Annotated in this window: 17 protein-coding genes; 9 read left to right on the top strand and 8 right to left on the bottom strand. The window is 72.0% G+C overall.

Translation table 11 applies throughout. From position 1 onward, the window contains the following. Window positions 1-105 precede the first annotated feature (105 nt). The 6 genes from IL992_RS13245 (at window position 106) to IL992_RS13220 (ending at window position 4787) form a co-directional block, all read left to right on the top strand. Window positions 106-477: a nuclear transport factor 2 family protein gene (locus tag IL992_RS13245; RefSeq protein ID WP_193203635.1), complete on the top strand. Its 372-nt coding sequence runs from the start codon at window positions 106-108 to the stop codon at window positions 475-477. A 171-nt stretch (window positions 478-648) separates the two neighbouring features. Beyond that, entirely contained in the window at window positions 649-1386 is a 738-nt protein-coding gene (locus IL992_RS13240; protein ID WP_193203634.1) for a helix-turn-helix domain-containing protein, read from the top strand. 30 nt (window positions 1387-1416) lie between these two features. After that, window positions 1417-2829 carry a 30S ribosomal protein S12 methylthiotransferase RimO gene (gene rimO / locus IL992_RS13235; RefSeq protein ID WP_193203633.1) on the top strand — a complete coding sequence of 471 codons (1413 nt, stop codon included), beginning with the start codon at window positions 1417-1419 and terminating at the stop codon, window positions 2827-2829. Next, window positions 2826-3686 (top strand): CDP-diacylglycerol--glycerol-3-phosphate 3-phosphatidyltransferase, encoded by an 861-nt coding sequence (pgsA, locus tag IL992_RS48325; RefSeq protein WP_319018525.1) that lies wholly within the window; start codon window positions 2826-2828, stop codon window positions 3684-3686. The genes rimO and pgsA overlap by 4 nt, the downstream gene beginning before the upstream one ends. Beyond that, the gene (locus IL992_RS13225) at window positions 3683-4177 is read left to right on the top strand and encodes a CinA family protein (RefSeq protein WP_193203632.1); all 495 of its coding nucleotides are present in this window, start codon (window positions 3683-3685) and stop codon (window positions 4175-4177) included. The genes pgsA and IL992_RS13225 overlap by 4 nt, the downstream gene beginning before the upstream one ends. Window positions 4178-4430: 253 nt before the next feature. After that, complete coding sequence (locus tag IL992_RS13220) at window positions 4431-4787, top strand: helix-turn-helix domain-containing protein (RefSeq protein ID WP_079311978.1); 357 nt, start codon at window positions 4431-4433, stop codon at window positions 4785-4787. Window positions 4788-5138: 351 nt separating this feature from the next. Here IL992_RS13220 and IL992_RS13215 read toward each other — a convergent pair whose 3' ends face one another. The 3 genes from IL992_RS13215 to IL992_RS13205 all read right to left on the bottom strand — a co-directional run bounded on the left by IL992_RS13215 (window position 5139) and on the right by IL992_RS13205 (window position 8364). After that, entirely contained in the window at window positions 5139-5924 is a 786-nt protein-coding gene (locus tag IL992_RS13215) for an Fpg/Nei family DNA glycosylase (protein ID WP_193203631.1), read from the bottom strand. A 34-nt stretch (window positions 5925-5958) separates the two neighbouring features. Beyond that, window positions 5959-6423, bottom strand: coding sequence for an RrF2 family transcriptional regulator (locus tag IL992_RS13210; RefSeq protein ID WP_079311982.1), 465 nt, complete (start codon window positions 6421-6423; stop codon window positions 5959-5961). 66 nt (window positions 6424-6489) lie between these two features. After that, the gene (locus IL992_RS13205; protein WP_193203630.1) at window positions 6490-8364 is read right to left on the bottom strand and encodes an endonuclease/exonuclease/phosphatase family protein; all 1875 of its coding nucleotides are present in this window, start codon (window positions 8362-8364) and stop codon (window positions 6490-6492) included. A 232-nt stretch (window positions 8365-8596) separates the two neighbouring features. Here IL992_RS13205 and IL992_RS13200 point away from each other — a divergent pair, with 232 nt between their 5' ends. Continuing rightward, on the top strand, window positions 8597-9775 hold the full coding sequence (locus IL992_RS13200; RefSeq protein ID WP_079311986.1) for an ROK family transcriptional regulator: 1179 nt from the start codon (window positions 8597-8599) through the stop codon (window positions 9773-9775). A 13-nt stretch (window positions 9776-9788) separates the two neighbouring features. On the opposite strand, the gene IL992_RS13195 is transcribed toward IL992_RS13200, so the two are convergent. Beyond that, window positions 9789-10292, bottom strand: a complete 504-nt coding sequence (locus tag IL992_RS13195; RefSeq protein ID WP_404804751.1) for a CGNR zinc finger domain-containing protein — start codon at window positions 10290-10292, stop codon at window positions 9789-9791. Window positions 10293-10401: 109 nt separating this feature from the next. Between IL992_RS13195 and IL992_RS13190 the strand changes: the two genes are divergently transcribed. After that, on the top strand, window positions 10402-11598 hold the full coding sequence (locus IL992_RS13190; RefSeq protein ID WP_193203629.1) for an MFS transporter: 1197 nt from the start codon (window positions 10402-10404) through the stop codon (window positions 11596-11598). Here the strand turns inward: IL992_RS13190 and IL992_RS13185 are convergent. From IL992_RS13185 to IL992_RS13170, 4 genes are all read right to left on the bottom strand, one after another. Then, complete coding sequence (locus tag IL992_RS13185) at window positions 11588-13072, bottom strand: glycoside hydrolase family 3 protein (RefSeq protein WP_193203628.1); 1485 nt, start codon at window positions 13070-13072, stop codon at window positions 11588-11590. The two genes, IL992_RS13190 and IL992_RS13185, sit on opposite strands and share 11 nt — an antisense overlap. Window positions 13073-13187: 115 nt before the next feature. Further along, on the bottom strand, window positions 13188-14039 hold the full coding sequence (locus tag IL992_RS13180; RefSeq protein ID WP_193203627.1) for a carbohydrate ABC transporter permease: 852 nt from the start codon (window positions 14037-14039) through the stop codon (window positions 13188-13190). Further along, window positions 14036-15052 carry a carbohydrate ABC transporter permease gene (locus IL992_RS13175; RefSeq protein WP_193203626.1) on the bottom strand — a complete coding sequence of 339 codons (1017 nt, stop codon included), beginning with the start codon at window positions 15050-15052 and terminating at the stop codon, window positions 14036-14038. The genes IL992_RS13180 and IL992_RS13175 overlap by 4 nt, the downstream gene beginning before the upstream one ends. Window positions 15053-15055: 3 nt before the next feature. After that, the gene (locus IL992_RS13170) at window positions 15056-16393 is read right to left on the bottom strand and encodes a sugar ABC transporter substrate-binding protein (RefSeq protein ID WP_193203625.1); all 1338 of its coding nucleotides are present in this window, start codon (window positions 16391-16393) and stop codon (window positions 15056-15058) included. A gap of 213 nt (window positions 16394-16606) precedes the next feature. Here IL992_RS13170 and IL992_RS13165 point away from each other — a divergent pair, with 213 nt between their 5' ends. Beyond that, window positions 16607-17782, top strand: a complete 1176-nt coding sequence (locus IL992_RS13165; protein WP_193203624.1) for an ROK family transcriptional regulator — start codon at window positions 16607-16609, stop codon at window positions 17780-17782. Window positions 17783-17796 lie beyond the last annotated feature (14 nt).

Raw genomic sequence — 17796 nt, 5'->3', positions numbered from 1 at the left:
AAGACCGCCATGAGGTCGTCGCCGGCGGCGCCATCCCCACCATCTGATCACCCCGCCTTGCGAAAGAGGCGACCGCTCAACTCGCGACCATCGGAAGGACCCGCCATGACGAACTCGCCGCTCGCCGGTTGCCCGGACGCCGTGCGCGCCTACATGAGCCTGACCACCGGCGGCGACCGCGCCGCCGCGATCGTGTGCTTCGCCGAGTCCGCGCACGTCACCGACGACGGACGCGACTACCGAGGAACAGGCGAGATCGCGAGGTGGCTCGATCGCGTCGCGGGTGAGTACACCTACACCGTGACGCCGCTGTCCGCCCGCGCCGGCGGCGTGGCCGGGTGGACGATCGTGACCTGCCGGTTGGAGGGAACGTTCCCCGGCAGCCCCGTCGACCTCGACTACCGCTTCGACCTCGGCGACGCGGAGCGGATCGCCCGGCTGGAGATCGTCGCCCACGACCCGCACGCGGGCGGATGAGAGCCGCGTTCCTGTCGTCTCGCCCTGAAACCGCGTCGCGAGGGTGACAGGGGAGTTGCTCGGAGTCCACACGTGGGTACCCTCCGTAGTCAGTTGCTGATTGAATGTGACTAACTACGCATCGTGGGGCGAGCTGGAAGACGGTGCGGTTGAAGACAGGGGGGCGGAACGATGAGCGTTGGTGCTGTTTTGGCCGAAGCCCGTGAGCGCGCCGGGTTGACCGTGCGTCAGCTCAGCGAGCGGACGCGGATCCGCGAGACCGTCATCGAACGCTTCGAGCGGGACGACTTCTCGGTGGGCCACTTCTACGCGCGCGGGCACATCCGGACCATCGCCTCCGACCTCGGCCTCGACCCGGACGAGATCCTGCGGCAGTACGAGCAGGAGAACGCCGACAACGCGTCACCGGTCAAGGCGTCGGCGGTGTTCAGGGGCGACGTGGGCGAGCGGGCCCGCAGGGCCCCGGGTTGGACGAAGGCCGTCGCGGTCGCCCTGGCCATCGTCGCGGTCGTCGTCGTCGCGCGGATCCTCGGGGGATCCGGAGGGAAGGCGGGCCCGACGGCCGCCCAGCTCCCGGTGACCGCGCCGCACGCGCACTCGCGTCACGAGAAGGGCCACGAGAGGAAGACCCTCGAGGAGGCCGTCGCGCCCGGCCTCGTGGTCGTGAAGGTCACCGCGCGCAAGCCGGCCTACCTCAACCTGCGGGACGCCGAGGGCCACGAGATCTTCCAGGGGACGCTGCCCGAGGGGAAGACCACGACCTATTCGGCCAAGGACCGGATGCGGGTGACCATCGGAGACGCGGGGGCGGTCCGGCTGGAGGTCAACGGAAGGGACCTCGGCACGCCGGGCAGGGACGGCCAGATGATCCGGCGGACCTTCGACGCGGGCGGCCCGAGTCCCCGTTAATCGCCGACTGCCGATACCGTAGTTCGCATCATGTCTTCTCGCCGAACCGTATCGCTGATCACGCTGGGCTGCGCCCGCAACGAGGTCGACTCCGAGGAGCTGGCCGCGCGGCTGGAGGCCGCCGGCTGGCACACCGATGACGACGATCCCGACATCGTCGTCGTCAACACGTGCGGCTTCATCGATTCGGCGAAGAAGGACTCGATCGACACCCTGCTCGCCGCGGCCGACTCGGGCGCGAAGGTGGTCGCGGCGGGCTGCATGGCCGAACGATACGGCGCGCAGCTCGCCGACGCCCTGCCCGAGGCGACTGTGATCTCCTTCGACGACTACGCCGAGATCGGGGAGCGTCTCGACGACGTCCTCGCGGGCAAACCGCTGGTCCCGCACTCGCCGCGGGACCGCCGCACGCTCCTGCCGATCACGCCGGTGGAGCGCTCGGCCGCCCGTGCCCACATTCCCGGTCACGCCCAGGAGGACCCGCTGCCGGAGGGCGTCGCCCCCGCCAGCGGCCCGCGCATGCTGCGCAAGCGGCTCGGCTCCGGGCCGGTGGCCTCGCTGAAGCTCGCGTCGGGCTGCGACCGGCGCTGCACGTTCTGCGCGATCCCGGCCTTCCGCGGCTCGTACGTCTCGCGCCGGCCGGAGGACCTGCTCGCCGAGGCCGCCTGGCTGGCCGGTCAGGGCGTCAAGGAGCTCGTGCTGGTCAGCGAGAACTCCACGTCGTACGGCAAGGACCTGGGCGACCTGCGGGCGCTGGAGAAGCTGCTGCCTCCGCTGGCCGCGACCGAGGGCATCGAGCGGGTGCGGGTCAGCTACCTGCAGCCCGCCGAGCTGCGGCCCGGGCTGCTCGACGTGATCGCCTCCACCGAGGGGGTCGCGCCCTACTTCGACCTGTCCTTCCAGCACGCCAGCGGGACCGTGCTGCGGCGGATGCGGCGCTTCGGCGACCCCAAGCGGTTCCTCGACCTGCTCGCGCAGATCCGCGACCGCGCGCCCGAGGCGGGCATCAGGTCCAACTTCATCGTGGGGTTCCCGGGCGAGACCCAGGAGGAGTTCGACGAGCTGGTGGGCTTCCTCGAGGAGGCCAGGCTGGACGTCATCGGCGTCTTCGGCTACTCCGACGAGGAGGGCACCGAGGCGTACGGCTTCGAGGGCAAGCTCGACCAGGACGTGATCGACGAGCGGGTCGCGATCCTGACCGAGCTCGCCGAGGAGCTGACCGCCCAGCGGGCCGAGGAACGCATCGGCACCGAGCTGGAGGTCCTGATCGAGGAGGACCTCGGCGACGGCGGATACGAGGGCCGGGCGGCGCACCAGGGGCCCGAGGTGGACGGGGCGGTCACGGTCCAGGGGATCGGCCTGGTCCCCGGCCAGATCGTCCAAGCGGTCGCCGTCGACTCCGAGGGGGTCGACCTCATCGCCCGGATCAAGGCAGGCACATGACGGAGCGCGGTGAGCCGCCGGTGGACGTGGCGGGGCCGGGCGAGATGACACCGGAGCCCGCGGCGCCGCCGGTCGCCGCCGTGCCCGCCGCGCCGGTGGCGGCCCCGGCGCCCGCTCCGCAGGCGGCGTCAGGCGTCTCCGGGCAGCCGGACATCGGGTCCGCCGGCCCGGCGCCGCGCACCGCGGAGGAGCCGGGAGCGCCGCGGAGCGGCCCGCAGGCCGACGGCCTCACGGCGCCCGAGCCGCCGTCCGCCGGTGTGGCCGGAGAGGGCGCGGGAGAAGGCGCCGGAGAAGGCACGGTGCGGCGCGTCAGCACCTGGAACATCGCGAACGCCCTGACCATCGCCCGGCTGGCGATCGTCCCCGTCTTCACCGTCTTCCTGTTCGTCGAGGGGGAGGGCTGGCGCCTGGCGGCCCTCGGCGTCTTCCTGCTCGCGTCTCTCACCGACCAGCTCGACGGCTGGCTCGCCAGGAAGTACGCGCTGATCACCGACTTCGGGAAGATCGCCGACCCGATCGCGGACAAGGCGCTGATCGGTGCCGCGCTGCTCAGCCTGTCGTACCTCGGTGAGATCCCGTGGTGGGTCACCGTGGTGATCATCGCCCGCGAGGCGGGGGTGACGCTGCTGCGCTTCCTCGTGATCCGGCACGGGGTTATCCCGGCCAGTTACGGGGGCAAGGTGAAGACCGTGTTGCAGATCGTGGCCATCGCCCTCTACATCGTGCCGGGTGTGCCCGACCTGGCCAGGTGGGCGGCCATGGGCCTCGCCCTGGTGGTCACGGTGGGGACCGGGGCCGACTACGTGGTGCGGGCGGTGCGGCTGCGGCAGGTGGCGAGGAGCGCGCGAAGCGGATGATGGGTGTGGCGAGCGAGGTGCTGTCCCTGCTGGTCCGTCAGGGCGCGACGGTCGCCGTGGCGGAGTCGCTCACGGGCGGCCTGATCGGGGCCGCGATGACCGGTCCGATGGGGGCCTCGGCCGCCTTCCGGGGCGGGGTGATCGCCTACGCCACGGACCTCAAGGCGAGCCTCCTCGGCGTCCCGTCCGATCTCCTCGCCAGGGAGGGGGCGGTGCACCCCGATGTGGCCGCGGCCATGGCCTCCGGAGTGCGCAAGCTCGCAGACTCCGACTACGGCCTGGCGGTGACCGGGGTCGCCGGCCCCGATCCCCAGGACGGCAAGCCGGTCGGCACGGTCCACGTCGCCCTGGCCGGACCGGGAGAGCGCCTCTGGCATCGCGACCTGCGCTTGACCGGAGACAGGGACACGATCAGGACTGCCACCTGTCAGGAGGCGTTGACCCTGCTGGAAGGTGTGCTGAAGGCAAATTTGGGGGAACATTCGGGGTGATTACCGCGTTACGTCCCCAGCGAACATGCTCGCCTCGGTCTGCCGCGGTGTCGCCCTCTACAGGTACGGTGGAGCTGTGAGTGAGGTCCGTGAGCCATCGGCGAGGAGCAAGACAGGCGCACGCCCGGCGAAGGGGCCGAGCGAACCCATGATGACGGCGAGGCGTATGTACGAAGGGCAGATGAAGAAGGGGCGACATGAGCCCACCGCGAGAGGCGTCGTGAAGGCGCCCCCCTTGGGGAGGGAGCGACAGATGATCCTGCTGCGTCAGCTGCTCGGTGACGTACTGCGGCGGCTGAGGGTGCGGCAGAATCGCACCCTTCGCGAGGTCTCCACTCTGGCGCGTGTCTCACTCGGCTATCTGTCCGAGGTCGAGCGCGGTCAGAAGGAAGCCTCTTCCGAGCTGCTCGCCTCGATCTGTGGCGCGCTCGGGGTCCCGCTGTCCCAGGTGTTGCGCGAGGTGTCCGATCAGTTCGCGCTGGCCGAACTGCAGGCCGCCCCCGTGCTGGCAGAGCTGCCCGAGCACGAGCGCCTGCCCATCCCCGAGACCGTCCCGTCAGGGCCGGAGTTCGAGGGCTTCCCCGAGGTCAAGGACATGGTCGCCGCCTAGGCGGCGTCTCGACGCCCCGCCGTGCCGGCGGACGGCGTCTCCGCGACCTCGCCTGACCGTCCCCGAGGCTTCATAAGACACGGCCCCATAAGACACGCCCGGCAAGAATGTCAGGCGTGGCCCGCGCTCGCAGTCCGGGTCGACCCGGACCCGGGTGCCCTGTCCCGATCCCACGGGCGGGCGCCTGGCCCCCGCAGGCCCGTTTCCCGTTCCCGACGTGCCCGTTCGGGCCCCGTTCCCGCTTCGTCGCGTTCGTCGGGCCTCTCGTCCCCCTGCGGTCTCCCGGCCCCATCCCCGGCTTCCGTCCCGGGACCGCCCTCGCTCCCAGCGCGCGGCCTGACGTGCGGCCGATCAATCCCGCTGGCAGGCGGGACACCAGTAGATCAGTCGTTCGGCCGGCTGTGGTCCCATCTCCCCGCCGCTGATCGGGCTGCCGCAGCGGCGGCACGGGCGGCGTGCCCTGCCGTACACGAGCAGCGACCGCCCGGGCCGTGGATCGCCCGTCGTCACCGGGAGCGGCGCGTCCTTGCTCGCGTCCATCAGACGGTGAGCGATCGAGACCAGCGCCTCCAGGTCGTCCGGCGGAATGGACCCCACTGGACGCCACGGGGACACCCGCGCGGCGTACAGCGTCTCGGCCCGCCAGATCGTGCCGATGCCCGCCAGGTCGCGCTGGTCGAGCAGCGCCTCGCCGATCGACCGCTGCGGGGCACGCAGCAGGTTCCGTACGGCCAGGACGGCATCCCAGTCCGGCCCGAGCAGGTCCGGGCCGAGATGGCCCACGACCCGCTCCTCACGGTCGGTCGGCACGAGATCGACCATCCCCAGCCGCGTGCCGACCGCCTGCCACTGGGGGTTGGCGAGGATCAGCCGGACCACATCGCCCCTCGGGGCCGGGCGGCCCGCCGGGCCCACCCGCCAGCTTCCCTCCATGCGCAGGTGGGTGTGGACCGTGAGCCCGCCCTCCACCCGGGTCAGGAGGTGCTTGCCACGCGAGATCGTCGTCAGCACGGTCCGGCCGCGCAGATCGGCGGTGGCGTACCTGGGCACCCGGAAGTCGCTGCGGGTCAGCCGCCGGCCGTCGAGGGCCTGCCTGAGCCGCTTGGCGGTCCGGTAGACGGCGTCACCCTCCGGCACGGCTCTCCTCCCGGGAGGATCGGGTACAGGCGGCTCACACCGGCATGTGTGAGTCCCATGCCGCCGGGTCGGCGGCGAGCTCGGTCACCCGGGGCGGCAGCTCGCCCTTGGCGATCTGCTCCAGGGTGACCTCCTCGAGGATGGCCCGCTCACTCGCCCGCAGCGCGATCCACACCTGCTGCAGCGCCTGGGCGGCGCCCTGGTAGCCGACGTGCTCGGGCCGCTCGCCCCGCACGTTGGCCAGCGGCCCGTCCACCGCGCGGATCACGTCGGCGAGCGAGATCTGACTGGCCGGCCGTGCCAGGACATAGCCCCCCTCTGGGCCCCGCTGCCCGCGCACCAGTCCGGCGCGGCGCATCTGCAGCAGGATGTTCTCCAGGTATTTGGGGGGCATCTCCTGCTCCTTGGCCAGCTCGCCCACCGTGGTGGGTCCCTCACCCGCCGCGGCGAGTTCGGCGGCGGCACGGAGGGCGTAGTCGACACGGGCAGAAAGTCGCATGTAGTCGATTATCCCGCCTGGTTGGCATCGGTAGGACGCCCGCCCGCCAACATGGCCCGGCCGGGCCTAATCCAGCCGCAGCCGTACGACGAGCGGGAGGTGGTCGGAGAACGGCACCCGGGGCGCGCCGGCCGCCACCGCCGTGAGCCCCTTGGAGATCAGTACGTGGTCGATACGCCGCACCGGAGCGTCGGCGGGCGAGGTCGGCGGGTCGCCGAGTGCCCGCAGGGGGTCGGACAGCCCCGCGGCCTCCAGCACGCGCATCTGGGGGTCCGACGGCGTCGTGTTGAGGTCTCCCGCCACGATCACCGGTCGCGGCTTGGCCACGCCCTTGCCGGTGAGCGGCCGGACCATCGCCGCCACCTCGGGCGCCTGCCCGCGCGGCTCCTGCAGGTGGGTGTTCACGATCCCCACCTTGTGGTCGCCGACCTCAAGCACGATCGACTGGGCCTGGGCGCCGGTCGGGTATCCGTGCCGTCCCAGCCGGGTCGAGCCGATCTCGGCGACGGGCAGGTTCGTGAGCAGCGCGTCGCCCCAGAGGCGGTCGGCGGCGGGGGCGAAGTAGTAGCGCATGCCCAGGCCGCGGGCGATCCTCGCCAGGTCGTCGTGCCCGCCGTTGAGCAGCCAGCCCCGATCCACCTCGCTGAGCAGCACCACGTCGGGACGCCGCGTCGCGGCCCAGGCGGCGACGCGGTCGAGGTCGAGCCGCCCGCCGAGCCCGAAGCCCATCCGGATGTTGTACGCCACGAGCGTGAACTCGTCACCTGTGATCGTCCTCGTGGCGGGCGGCGACTGCCAGGTGAGGAGGCCGGTCAGCAGGGCCAGCGATACCGCGATCGACCCCCATCGGCGAGGCGCCCGCCGTACAGGGGCGGCCCGGTGCCGCCGGCCCCCGCGTACGGCGACGGCGGCGACCAGAACGGCGACCGCCACCGGGACCAGCGCGTTGGGGAACCCCAGGTCGGCGTCGAAGGCCGCGTAGTAGAGGAATGCCCCGGCCAGGAACACGAGCATCCCGCCTAGCACCGCGACGCCCCCGCGCCCGCCCACGGTGGTATCCGCCTGCCGTCCGGCGGCGCCGGCGCAGGCCCCGAGGGCGACCGTCGTCACGAGAGCCGGCAGGCCCTGCACGCCGGTCTCCGCCGCCGCCACCCCGGCGACCAGGAAGAGCCCGGCCGTCCAGCCCCACGACGTGGTCCAGGCGTAGACGACGGCCGCGCACAGCGCCACGACCTGGAGTGCGACCGCCAGGGCCGTGAAGGGCGCACTGTGCTGTTCGGTGTCCTGCGCGAGTATGGCCGGGCCGCCGCAGTACATGCCCGCGAGCATGAGCATCGGGCCGAAGGCGAACCACACGGCCGCCGGGGCGGGGACGGGCGACGCGGGCGAGAGCCGTACGGACCACAGGAAGGCGAGGCAGAGCGCGACGGCGGCGAGCCAGGGGAGCGGCCCTCCCCGCCAGACGAGGTCCACCCGGTCGAGGGCCAGATGGACGATCGACGAGGCGGCCAGGCCGCCGATCAGCCCGGCCGGCGCCCATGTGCCCGCCGCCGTCCGCGCGCAGCCGTAGAGGAAGACCAGGCCCGCCGTGACCCCGGCGGAGGCGAGCAGAAGCTGGGGCGTGCCCCCGTCCGCGGCCTGCAGGCCGAGCCGGGACGCGACGAGCGCCACCGCGCCCGCCGTCGTGACGACCCTGGGCGAGGTGAGCCGCGCCGCGGGAACGGCGGCGAACGGCAGGACGAACCACAGCGCGGCGTACATTCCCATGCTCGCGGGATCGGTCTCGCCCGCCCTGCCGTACAGGGTGATGAGGGACGGCAGGAACACCCGCACCACGTCGAACAGGAGCGCGACGCCCGTCACGAGCATGATCAGCGGCCACGGGGAAGCGGGACGTCGGCGGGTCGGTGTGGTGTGCGGTTGCCTGGCCGTCTCGGTCATGGCGCTCCCTTCGGGCTCATATGAGCCATCCTCATGAAACATGGGAGCGTTACCAACAACGTCGACCTGGCGCGATCCCTCGCACTTGTCCGCTCGCTAAGCTTGCTTTAAACCTTGTTATTCATTCACGGGCGTGCATGACCGAAGCGCCACCGGGGGCCGAGCGAACCGGAGGGGCGTGGGTGGGCGCACCGACGGCGAGCCGGAGACTCAGACGATGGGAAGCAGGAGCATGGAGCGACGTCCTGGCGTGCCCCGGCTGCTCCGGGAGATCAACGACCGGGCCGCCCTGGAACTGCTGCTCGCCTCGGGTCCCCTGACCCGCGGCCAGATCGGGGAGCTCACCGGCCTTTCCAAGGTCACCGCGTCCCAGACGCTGGCGCGTCTGGAGGAGCGCGGCCTGGTGGAGGTCGTCGGGGAGCAGGCGGGCAACCGGGGGCCAAACGCCGCGTTGTACGGCGTGATCGCCTCCTGTGCGTACGTCGCGGGGCTCGAGGTCGGCCCCGACCGGGTGTCGGCGGCGATCGCCGACATCAACGGCGATGTGGTGGCCGAGGTGACGGCCTCCCCCGAGGGGCAGGACGACCCGGTGTCGCTGGTGCACGCGGCCGTGGTGAAGGCCTGCAGGAGCGCGAAGGTGGCGCTGTCGCGGCTGCGCGGCGTGGTGATCGGCACGCCCGGCGTCGTCGACCCCCGCACCGGCGATGTGCGGTTCTCCTTCGACCTGCCGCAGTGGCACGAGGGCATCCACGAGGCGCTCGCACGCGACCTGCGCCGGGACGTCACGATCGAAAACGACGTCAACCTCGCCGCGATCGCCGAACGCGCGAAGGGCTCCGCCCAGGAGGTGGACGACTTCGTGCTCGTGTGGGTGGGCCGTGGCATCGGCCTGGCAGTCGTGCTGGGCGGGCGGCTGCACCGCGGCCGTTCGGGCAGCGCGGGGGAGATCGGCTATCTCCCGGTGCCCGGGGTGCCGCTCGCCGACGACGTCAGGGCGGTCCCCGGGCGCCTGCCGTCGCTCGGGGGCGGCCTGCAGTCGCTGGTCAGCTCCGAGGCCGTCACCGAACTGGCACGCGGGCACGGGTTCGCCGGGGACACCGCCGCCGACTGCGTGACCGCGGCCGTCGCGGCCGGGGCCGCGGGCGAGCCCTTGCTCGACGAGGTCGCCTCGCGGCTCGCCCTCGGCGTGGCGTCGGTGTGCGTGGTGCTCGACCCCGGCCTCGTGGTGCTGGCCGGAGAGGTCTGCCGGGCCGGTGGGGCGGCGCTGACCGCCCGCGTGGAAGAGGCGGTCGCGCGCATCTGCCCCGTCCCGCCGCAGGTCGTCACGAGCCAGGTGGAGGGCAATCCGGTGCTGCGCGGGGCGGTCCTCGCCGCGCTCGACCAGGCCCGGGAAGAGATCTTCACCTCCTGAGGACAATGCGCCGTCAGGACCGCCCGCGGGCGCGGCGGCGGTGGGCAGCCACCCGCTCCCGTGAGGCGCAGGCGGCCGAGCAGTAGCGGCGGGCGCTGCCCGGGCCGGTGCCGAGGTAGAAGGTCGAGCAGTTCGCGGCGGCGCATTCGCCCCAGGTGACGCGGCCGTACTCACTGAGGATCCGCGCCAGGGCCAGCGCGCTCGACGCGAGGAACCACTCGTCCCAGCCCGCCTTCTCGCCCCGGTCCACGTGCAGATGCCAGGGGTGACCGTCGTGCCGGGACAGGTACGGCGGCGCGCAATGCTCGGCCAGCAGGACGTTGAGGGCCTGGGCGGCCTTGTCTGTGTCGGTCTCGGCCAGCACGTCCGCCATGCGGACGGCGGCGGCACGCAGGGCCTCCGCGTCCGACTCCGAAAATCCCCGCTCCGTCAGGCTCCCGGCGCTCTCACCGTGCCGGGCGAGCAGGTCGGCCATCGCGGCGCGCGGCAGGTCCGGGGACCGGCGGACCGTGTTCACAAAGTCGATCAGTCGCCGGGCTGGTTGGAACCCTTGCTTAATCGACGTCTCGCTCACACGTCTCAATGTAACGTCTTTACTCGCAAAGCCGTTACGTTGGAGGTCGCGCGTGCTCGCCGGAGTGAGGCTCTATCTGGTCACCGCGTTGCTCGCCCGGCTGGCCGAGGAGGGCGTGGCGGTCGCGGCCGTCCTGCTCGCCCTCGACCGGGCAGGCAGCGCGGCCGAGGGCGCGTTCGTGCTCACCGCCCTGATGGCGCCGCACGTGTTCGCCGCGCCCCTCGCGGGCGCCCTCGCCGGACGGGTGCGCAGCCCGCGCGTCTTCTACACGGGGGCGCTGGCCGGGTTCGCGCTGGCGGTCGAGGCCCTGGTGCTCCTCGTCGGGCGTGCGCCGTTGCCCGTGACGCTCGCGGTCGCCCTGGCCGGCGGCTGCTGCGGGCCGGTGGTCTCCGGCGGGCTGTCCGGCCTGCTGGCCGTACTGGTCCCGGCGGGCACGGCGCGGGACCGCGCCTACGCCCTGGACGCCGCCGTGTTCAACGCGGCGTCCGTGACCGGCCCTCTCGTGGTGACCGTGGTGACCGGCCTGGCCTCGCCCGCGCCGGCCATGGCGGTCGTGGGCGCGGCCGCGGCGTGCGCGGCCGTGCTCGTCGCCCTGCTGCCGCACCGCCGCCAGCAGGACACGGAGGAGCGTCCGACGCTGCGGGCCGACCTCATGGCGGGACTCGCCGTCGTGTGGCGCACCCGGGAACTCCGGGCGATCACCGCGGCCACCTGCCTGGCCTTCCTCGGAATCGGCGGCCTCACCGCCGCCACCGTGCTCTTCGCGGACGCGCACGGCAGTCCGGGCGCAGGGGGCGCACTGGTGACGGCGTTCGCGGTGGGAGCCCTGATCGGCTCGCTGGCCGTGGCGCGGCGGCCCGTTCCGGCCCCACGCCTGGCCGGGCTCGCCATGCTCGGCTTGGGGCTGGCCCTGGCGGTCGCCGCGCTCGCGCCTTCGGTGACCTGGGCGGCGCCGCTGTTCGCCCTCGCCGGACTGTTCGACGGGCCGCTGCTGAGCGCCACGCTGCGCATCCGGGCGGACCACGCGCCGCCCCGGCTGCGGCCCCAGGTGTTCACGCTCGGGGCGGGCCTGAAGATCACGGCGGCGTCCTGCGGGTCCGCTGTGGCCGGTCTGTGCGCCGGGCTGCCCGCGCCGCTCGTGCTGCTCGGGATCGCTGTCGTCCAGGCCGCCGCCGCGGTCCTCTACGCGGTCGTCCGCTCTCCTCGTACGCGGGGCACGGCGGCGGTGCCCGAGGCGTTCACGCCGTGAGCAGCTCGACGGCCGCCCGGGCGTTGGCGCGGGCGGCGCCGTACGTCGCGATGTAGGCCCCCGCGCCGGGCCGCCAGATCGGCAGGCCCATCTCCACCACGACGGCGTCCGGGCGGGCGGCGAGCAGCTCCGAGATCAGCTCGCGGCTGTCCGGGTGGCGGTGGGCGTCCTTGACGACGACGATCAGCGAGCGGTCCCGCGCCCGCCCGAGCAGCGCCCCGGCGTCGGCCTCCTCCGGCTTGACCCGGACGATCTCGGCCTGCGGCAGCCACGGCGCGACCCCCCAGGGCACCTCGCCCACCGCGATCGTGGGCGGCGTGTCGATCTCGACCACGAACGGGTCGACCAGCGGCCCCGCCGAGCCCGTCAGCGACACGGCGCGGCGGGCCGCGTCCAGGCCGATGACATCGCCCTCCGCGACCTCGGCGCGTGTCGCGCCGAACCAGTCGCGCAGCCGCTCCACCCGCGCGGCGGCCTCCTCCAGCCGCTCGGCCGTGAGCCTGCCCTCGGCGACGGCGTCCACGATGTGGTCCACCATGCCCCGGACGTCCTCCGGAGTGGGCAGCGGCCCGAGGCACAGCAGGTCGGCGCCCGCGGCCAGGGCCATCACCGCACCCTCCGCGAGCCCCACGCTCCTGCTGATCGCGTGCATGTCGAGCGCGTCGGTGATCACGACGCCGTCGTAGCCCAGCTCGCGCCGCAGCAGCCGGGTCAGCGTCTCCCGGCTCAGCGTGGCGGGCAGCGTCCCGGTCAGGCTGGGGACCGCCACGTGCGCCGACATGATGGACTTCGCGCCGGCCTCGATCGCCGCGCGGAAGGGGACCAGCTCGCGCTCCCTCAGCAGGTCGAGCGAGGCGTCCACCAGCGGGATCTCCAGGTGGGAGTCCTGATGGGTGGCGCCGTGGCCGGGGAAGTGCTTGACGCAGGCGGCGATCCCCGCCGACTGCAGGCCGCGTACGGCGGCGACCGTGTGCCGTGCCACGAGCTCCGGCGAGGAGCCGAACGACCGGGTGCCGATGATCGGGTTGTCGTCGGCCGTGTTGACGTCGGCGACCGGGCCCATGTCGAGGTTCACCCCGCACCGCACCAGGTCCGCGGCCATCGCGTGGTAGACCCGCTCGGTCAGGGCCACGTCGTCCACCGCGCCGAGGGCCGCGTTGCCCGGGTAGGCGCTCCCGGTGTGGTAGGCCAGCCGGGTGACGTCCCCGCCCTCCTCGTCCAGGGAGACGACCGGGCGTCCCGCCTCGTGCAGGCGGGCGCTGAGCGCGGCGACCTGCTCGCCGTCCGCGACGTTGAACCCGAAGAGGCAGACGCCCCCCAGACCGTCCTCCAGACCGCGCAGGACCCAGTCCGGCGCGGTCGTGCCCCGGAACGAGATCAGCAGTGCGCCCGCCGCGAGCCGGTGCAGGCCCGGGTCGCCGGTACGCGTGGACGGGTCGGCGGCCCCCGCCAGGGGGTCGCGGGTGGCGGACATGGTGTCTCGGCTCCTTAGGTGACAGTGGGAGTGAGGGCGCGCGGGCAGGGCCCGTACGGCCACCGGGTGCGGTGGCCGTACAAGCGGCCGTACGAGAGTGCCGGTGGCGGTGTGGTTATCCCTTGACCGCGCCCGCGACGAGGCCGGAGACCATCCGCCGCTGGACCAGCAGGAAGAAGATGAGGACCGGGATGGTCATCAGGGTGGAGGCGGCCATGATGCCGCCCCAGTCGGTCGAACGCTGGCCGACGAAGAACTGCAGCGCGACCGGCATCGTGTACTTGCCCTGGTCGCCGATGAGGGTCAGGGCGTAGACGAACTCGTTCCAGGTGGTGATGAACGCGAAGATGCTGGTCGCGACGAGGCCGGGCGCGACGAGCGGGAACAGCACCCGCCAGAAGGTGGTGAACCGGCCCGCGCCGTCGATCCAGGACGCCTCCTCCAGCTCCTTGGGCACGGCCGCGACGAATGTGCGCAGCATCCAGACGGAGAACGGCAGTGTCAGGCCGACGTTGATGATGATCAGGCCGAGCAGCTGGTCGTACAGCCCGAGCCGCTTGACCATGGTGAACAGCGGGATCAGCAGCGCCTCGGCCGGCACCATCTGCACGATCAGCAGCAGGATCAGGAACGAGGTGCGGAACCGGAAGCGGAACCTGGCCACAGCCGTCGCCGCGAGCAGCGCGAACACCGCGCCGAGCACGACGGCGCTGAGCGCCACGAGCGTGCTGTTGAACAGGTACTGCCAGATGGAGTGGCCGGCGACGCCCTTGGTGAAGACCCGAGAGATGTGGTCCATCGAGGGCGGGCTGGGGAACGGGATGAAGCTCGTGGTGAAGATCTGGTCATTCGGCTTGAAGGCCGTGGTGACCATCCAGTAGACCGGGAAGACCGCGAAGAGGAACACCACGATCCCGGCCGCGTTCAGCGCGGCCCGTCCGAGCCTCCTGCGGGCGAGCGGGCTCATCGGATGTCGTCCTCCGTCTTCACGATCTGACGTACGTACACGAAGGTGATCAGCAGCAGGATCACGGTCAGCACGACCGCGATTGCGGCGCCCAGGCCCATCTTCGGCGGGCTGCTGAACGCCTCGGCATAGCTCCACAGCGACAGGTTGAACGCGTCGCGGTTCACCGTGCCGCCGGCCAGGAGGTAGAGCTGCGTGAAGACCTTGAAGTCCCAGATGATCGACAGCACGACCAGCACCGAGAACACCGGCTTGAGCAGCGGAAGCGTGATCCTCCTGAACGTGAGGACCGGGCCCGAGCCGTCCATCTTCGCCGCCTCGTACAGCTCCGAGGGGATGCTCTTGAGCCCCGCGAGAACCGACACCGCGATGAACGGGAACGACGCCCACACCACGGCCACGATCAGCACGAAGTAGAGCGTGAGCGTGTCGTTGAACCACGGGTGCCCGCTCCAGTCGGCGCGGCCGAACAGCAGGTTCGACAGCCAGTCGGGCAGGAGGTTCAGCGTCCAGTTGACGATGCCCGAGTCGGAGTCGAACAGCCACTTCCACACGACCGCCTGAGCCGTGGGCGGGGTGGCCCACGCGGCCATGATGCCGACGATCACGAAGGTCGACATCTTCGGGCCGAGCTTGTTGAGCAGCAGGCCGACGAGGGTCCCGAGGACGAGCGTCAGCGCGACGGTGACGACGGCGAAGAGCACCGTGTTGCGCAGCGACGACCAGAACAGGTCCGAGTCGAGGATCTGCGAGTAGTTGTCCCAGCCGACGAACTCGGCGGGCGCGGGGTTGACGGCCTTGATCTGCCGGAGCCCGACCTTGTGGAAGGACATCTCGACCATCTGGTACAGCGGGTAGAGCAGCAGCACCGCGATGACCAGGAAGCCGGGCAGGAGCAGGACGTACGGAACGGCCTTCGGGGAGAGCCCCGACCTGCGCGTCCGCTTGCGACTGCGCCGCGACGGGGCGGAGGTGTCGGCTCCGCCCCGGGCGAGGGTTGACGAGTGAGTCATGATCTACTGGTTGAGGATCGTCTCAAGCTCGGTGTTCGCGTCCGCCAGAGCCTGGTCGACGTTCTTCTTGCCCTCGATCACCTCACGCGCCGCGTTCTGCAGCACGGCCTTGGTGTCGTTGGCCTCCGCCCAGTTGGGGCTGGCCGGGAAGCCCTTGGCGACCTTGAAGGTGTCCGTGAACGGCTTCTGGGCGGGGTCGCTGCCCAGCTCCGCGAGCGCGTCGGGGTAGAGCGGGAGCAGGCCGCCCTCCTTGGCGTACCGGACGCCGAACTCCTTGCCCGCGGCGAGCTTGACGTACTCGAGGGCGAGCTCGGGGTTCTTGGCGTCCTTCCAGACGGCGATGTCGTTGCCGCCCTGGAAGGCCGGGGCCGGGCCGGAGCCGTCCTTGGCGGGCAGCGAGAAGAAGGCCATCTTCGACTCGTCGACCTTGCCCTTGCTCTGCTCCTTGATGGCGGCGATGTCCCAGCCGCCGGTGACGTACATGCCGACCTTGCCGGCGGCGAAGCGCTGGGCGATGTCGACGGAGTTCTGCGTCAGGCGGCCCTTGCCGGACACGCCGTCCTTGGCGACCAGGTCCGTGTAGAACTGGAAGCCCTCCTTGAAGGCCGGCTGGGTGAGCTGGCCCACCCACTTGCCGCCCTCGAACTTGGCGAAGTCACCGCCCGCCGACCAGACGAACGGCGACAGCGACATGTTCGCGTCGGAGCCGCCGTTGAAGGCGAAGCCGTCGACGTCCTTGCCCTGCTTGTCCACGATCTTCTTGGCCGCCGCGACAAGGTCGTCCCAGGTCTTGGGGATCTCGATGCCGAGCTTGTCGAACCAGTCCTTGCGGTAGAGCACGGCGCGGGTGCCGCCGCCCCACGGCACGGCGTAGATCTTGCCGTCGATCGTCTCGTAGCTCCACAGGTTCTGCGGGATCTGCTGGAGCTCGGGGTCGCTCTTCGCGGCGTCGGTGATGTCGGCGAGCGCGTCCTGCGCCACCCAGGCGGCGACCTGGTCGTTGCCGAACTCGGTGACGTCCGGGCCCTCGCCGCCGGCGAGCGCGGTGGTCCACTTCTTCTGGGCGTCGGGCCAGGGGATCCACTGGACCTTCGCCTCGGCGCCCGTCTTCTCCTTGAACTTGGCGTTCAGGTCGTCCATGTATTTGGTGAAGACGTCGGTGGGGGCACCGAGTCGCCACACGGTAAGAGTCTGGCCGGCGAACTTCGGACCGCTCGCGGCGGCGGCGGCGGAGGACGACGGGGCTGTCGTGCTTCCGGAGTCGTCGCTTCCGCAAGCGGCGAGTCCCAGGGCCAGGGCAGCGGTCGCGGTGGTCGCGACGGCGATCTTCACGATCTTCACGATGGGTCTCTCCCTTCCCGGCTTCGCGTCGGGGGTGCGCCTCGTGGGGGGTGTCGGCGGGCCGCTCACCTGCTGGAAGGCGCTCTCCTTTCGGTCGGCGCTGGCGTCCCGAGGCTGATCGGTTGCCTCCGGGCTGGCTGGCGATAAACTAACAAGAAACTTTCTTATAAAAAAGACCGCGTTAGCGGATCGTGACGAGAGGGGAACCAGCCGGTGCCTCAACGACCGGGTACGCCTCGGCTGCTTCGGCAGATCAACGACCGCGCGGCATTGGAACTCCTCATCTCCAGAGGCCCGCTGACCAGGGCCGAGTTGGGAGAGCTTACCGGGCTGTCCAAGGTCACATCCGGCCAGCTCCTGGCCCGGCTGGAGACGCGAGGGCTGGTCGCGGCCGCGGGGGAGCGCCCCGGCGGACGCGGCCCCAACGCCGCGCTGTACGGGGTCAACCCCTCCAGTGCGTACGTCGCGGGGCTGGAGGTGCTGCCGGACAGCGTCACGGCCGCCGTCGCCGACATCACCGGCACGGTCGTCGCCCAAGTGGCCGTGGACCCGACCGAGGCCCGCGACCCCGTGGGCATCGTCCACGAGGCCGTCCAGCGCGCCTGCGGAACCGCCGGGATAGAGCTCACCCGGCTGCGCTGCTTCGTCATCGGCACGCGCGGAGTGGTCGATCCGCTCACCGGCGACGTCCGCTACTCCGTCGACCTGCCCACCTGGCACGTCGGCATCCTGGCCGGGCTGCGCACCCTCCTGGGTGAGTGCGTGATCATCGAGAACGACGTCAACCTGGCGGCCCTCGCCGAGCAGACGTACGGCGCCGCGCGGGGCGCCGACGACTTCGTGATCCTGTGGACCGGCGTCGGCCAGGGCCTCGGTGTCATGCTCGGCGGCCGGCTGCACCGCGGCATCACCGGCGGCGCGGGCGAGATCGGCTGGCTGCCCGTCCCCGGGGAACCGCTGCCGAGCGCGGTCACCGCGCCGCAGACCGGTTCCTTCCAGCGCCTCGTCGGAGGAGAGGCGCTGTGGAACCTGGCCCGCGCGCACGGCCTCGCCGCTCCGGACATGCGGGACGCCAAGGTGGCCGACCTCGTCCGTACGGCCATGGACGCCGGCAACGAGGCCTTCGTCGAGGACCTGGCCGGGCGGCTCGCGGTCGGGGTCGCGGCGGTCTCCGTGGTCCTCGACCCGGGACTCGTCGTGCTCGGCGGTGACGTGGGCAGGGCCGGCGGCGTCCACCTCGCGGAGCGCGTCGAGGAGGCGGTGGCCCGGGTGTGCCCGAGCCGCCCCACGGTGGTGGCGACCGGAGTGGAGGGCAATCCCGTTCTCATGGGTGCGATCGTCGCGGCTTTGGACCGAGCGCGTGAAGAGGTCTTCTCGGACACCGTCTGACGATAGGTTGATCC

Origin of the sequence: Microbispora sitophila (assembly GCF_014892245.1) — a bacterium.
Taxonomy (GTDB): Bacteria; Actinomycetota; Actinomycetes; order Streptosporangiales; family Streptosporangiaceae; genus Microbispora; species Microbispora siamensis.
The sequence above is the reverse complement of the archived record's forward strand: the minus strand, read 5'-3'. Positions and strand labels throughout refer to the sequence as shown.

What these genes read in the sequence shown, in the direction of transcription:
- IL992_RS13245 (WP_193203635.1), top strand. Translation starts at nt 106, where the DNA reads ATGACGAACTCGCCGCTCGCCGGTTGCCCGGACGCCGTGCGCGCCTAC.
- IL992_RS13240 (WP_193203634.1), top strand. Translation starts at nt 649, where the DNA reads ATGAGCGTTGGTGCTGTTTTGGCCGAAGCCCGTGAGCGCGCCGGGTTG.
- rimO (WP_193203633.1), top strand. Translation starts at nt 1,417, where the DNA reads ATGTCTTCTCGCCGAACCGTATCGCTGATCACGCTGGGCTGCGCCCGC.
- pgsA (WP_319018525.1), top strand. Translation starts at nt 2,826, where the DNA reads ATGACGGAGCGCGGTGAGCCGCCGGTGGACGTGGCGGGGCCGGGCGAG.
- IL992_RS13225 (WP_193203632.1), top strand. Translation starts at nt 3,683, where the DNA reads ATGATGGGTGTGGCGAGCGAGGTGCTGTCCCTGCTGGTCCGTCAGGGC.
- IL992_RS13220 (WP_079311978.1), top strand. Translation starts at nt 4,431, where the DNA reads ATGATCCTGCTGCGTCAGCTGCTCGGTGACGTACTGCGGCGGCTGAGG.
- IL992_RS13210 (WP_079311982.1), bottom strand. Translation starts at nt 6,423, where the DNA reads ATGCGACTTTCTGCCCGTGTCGACTACGCCCTCCGTGCCGCCGCCGAA.
- IL992_RS13205 (WP_193203630.1), bottom strand. Translation starts at nt 8,364, where the DNA reads ATGACCGAGACGGCCAGGCAACCGCACACCACACCGACCCGCCGACGT.
- IL992_RS13200 (WP_079311986.1), top strand. Translation starts at nt 8,597, where the DNA reads ATGGAGCGACGTCCTGGCGTGCCCCGGCTGCTCCGGGAGATCAACGAC.
- IL992_RS13185 (WP_193203628.1), bottom strand. Translation starts at nt 13,072, where the DNA reads ATGTCCGCCACCCGCGACCCCCTGGCGGGGGCCGCCGACCCGTCCACG.
- IL992_RS13180 (WP_193203627.1), bottom strand. Translation starts at nt 14,039, where the DNA reads ATGAGCCCGCTCGCCCGCAGGAGGCTCGGACGGGCCGCGCTGAACGCG.
- IL992_RS13175 (WP_193203626.1), bottom strand. Translation starts at nt 15,052, where the DNA reads ATGACTCACTCGTCAACCCTCGCCCGGGGCGGAGCCGACACCTCCGCC.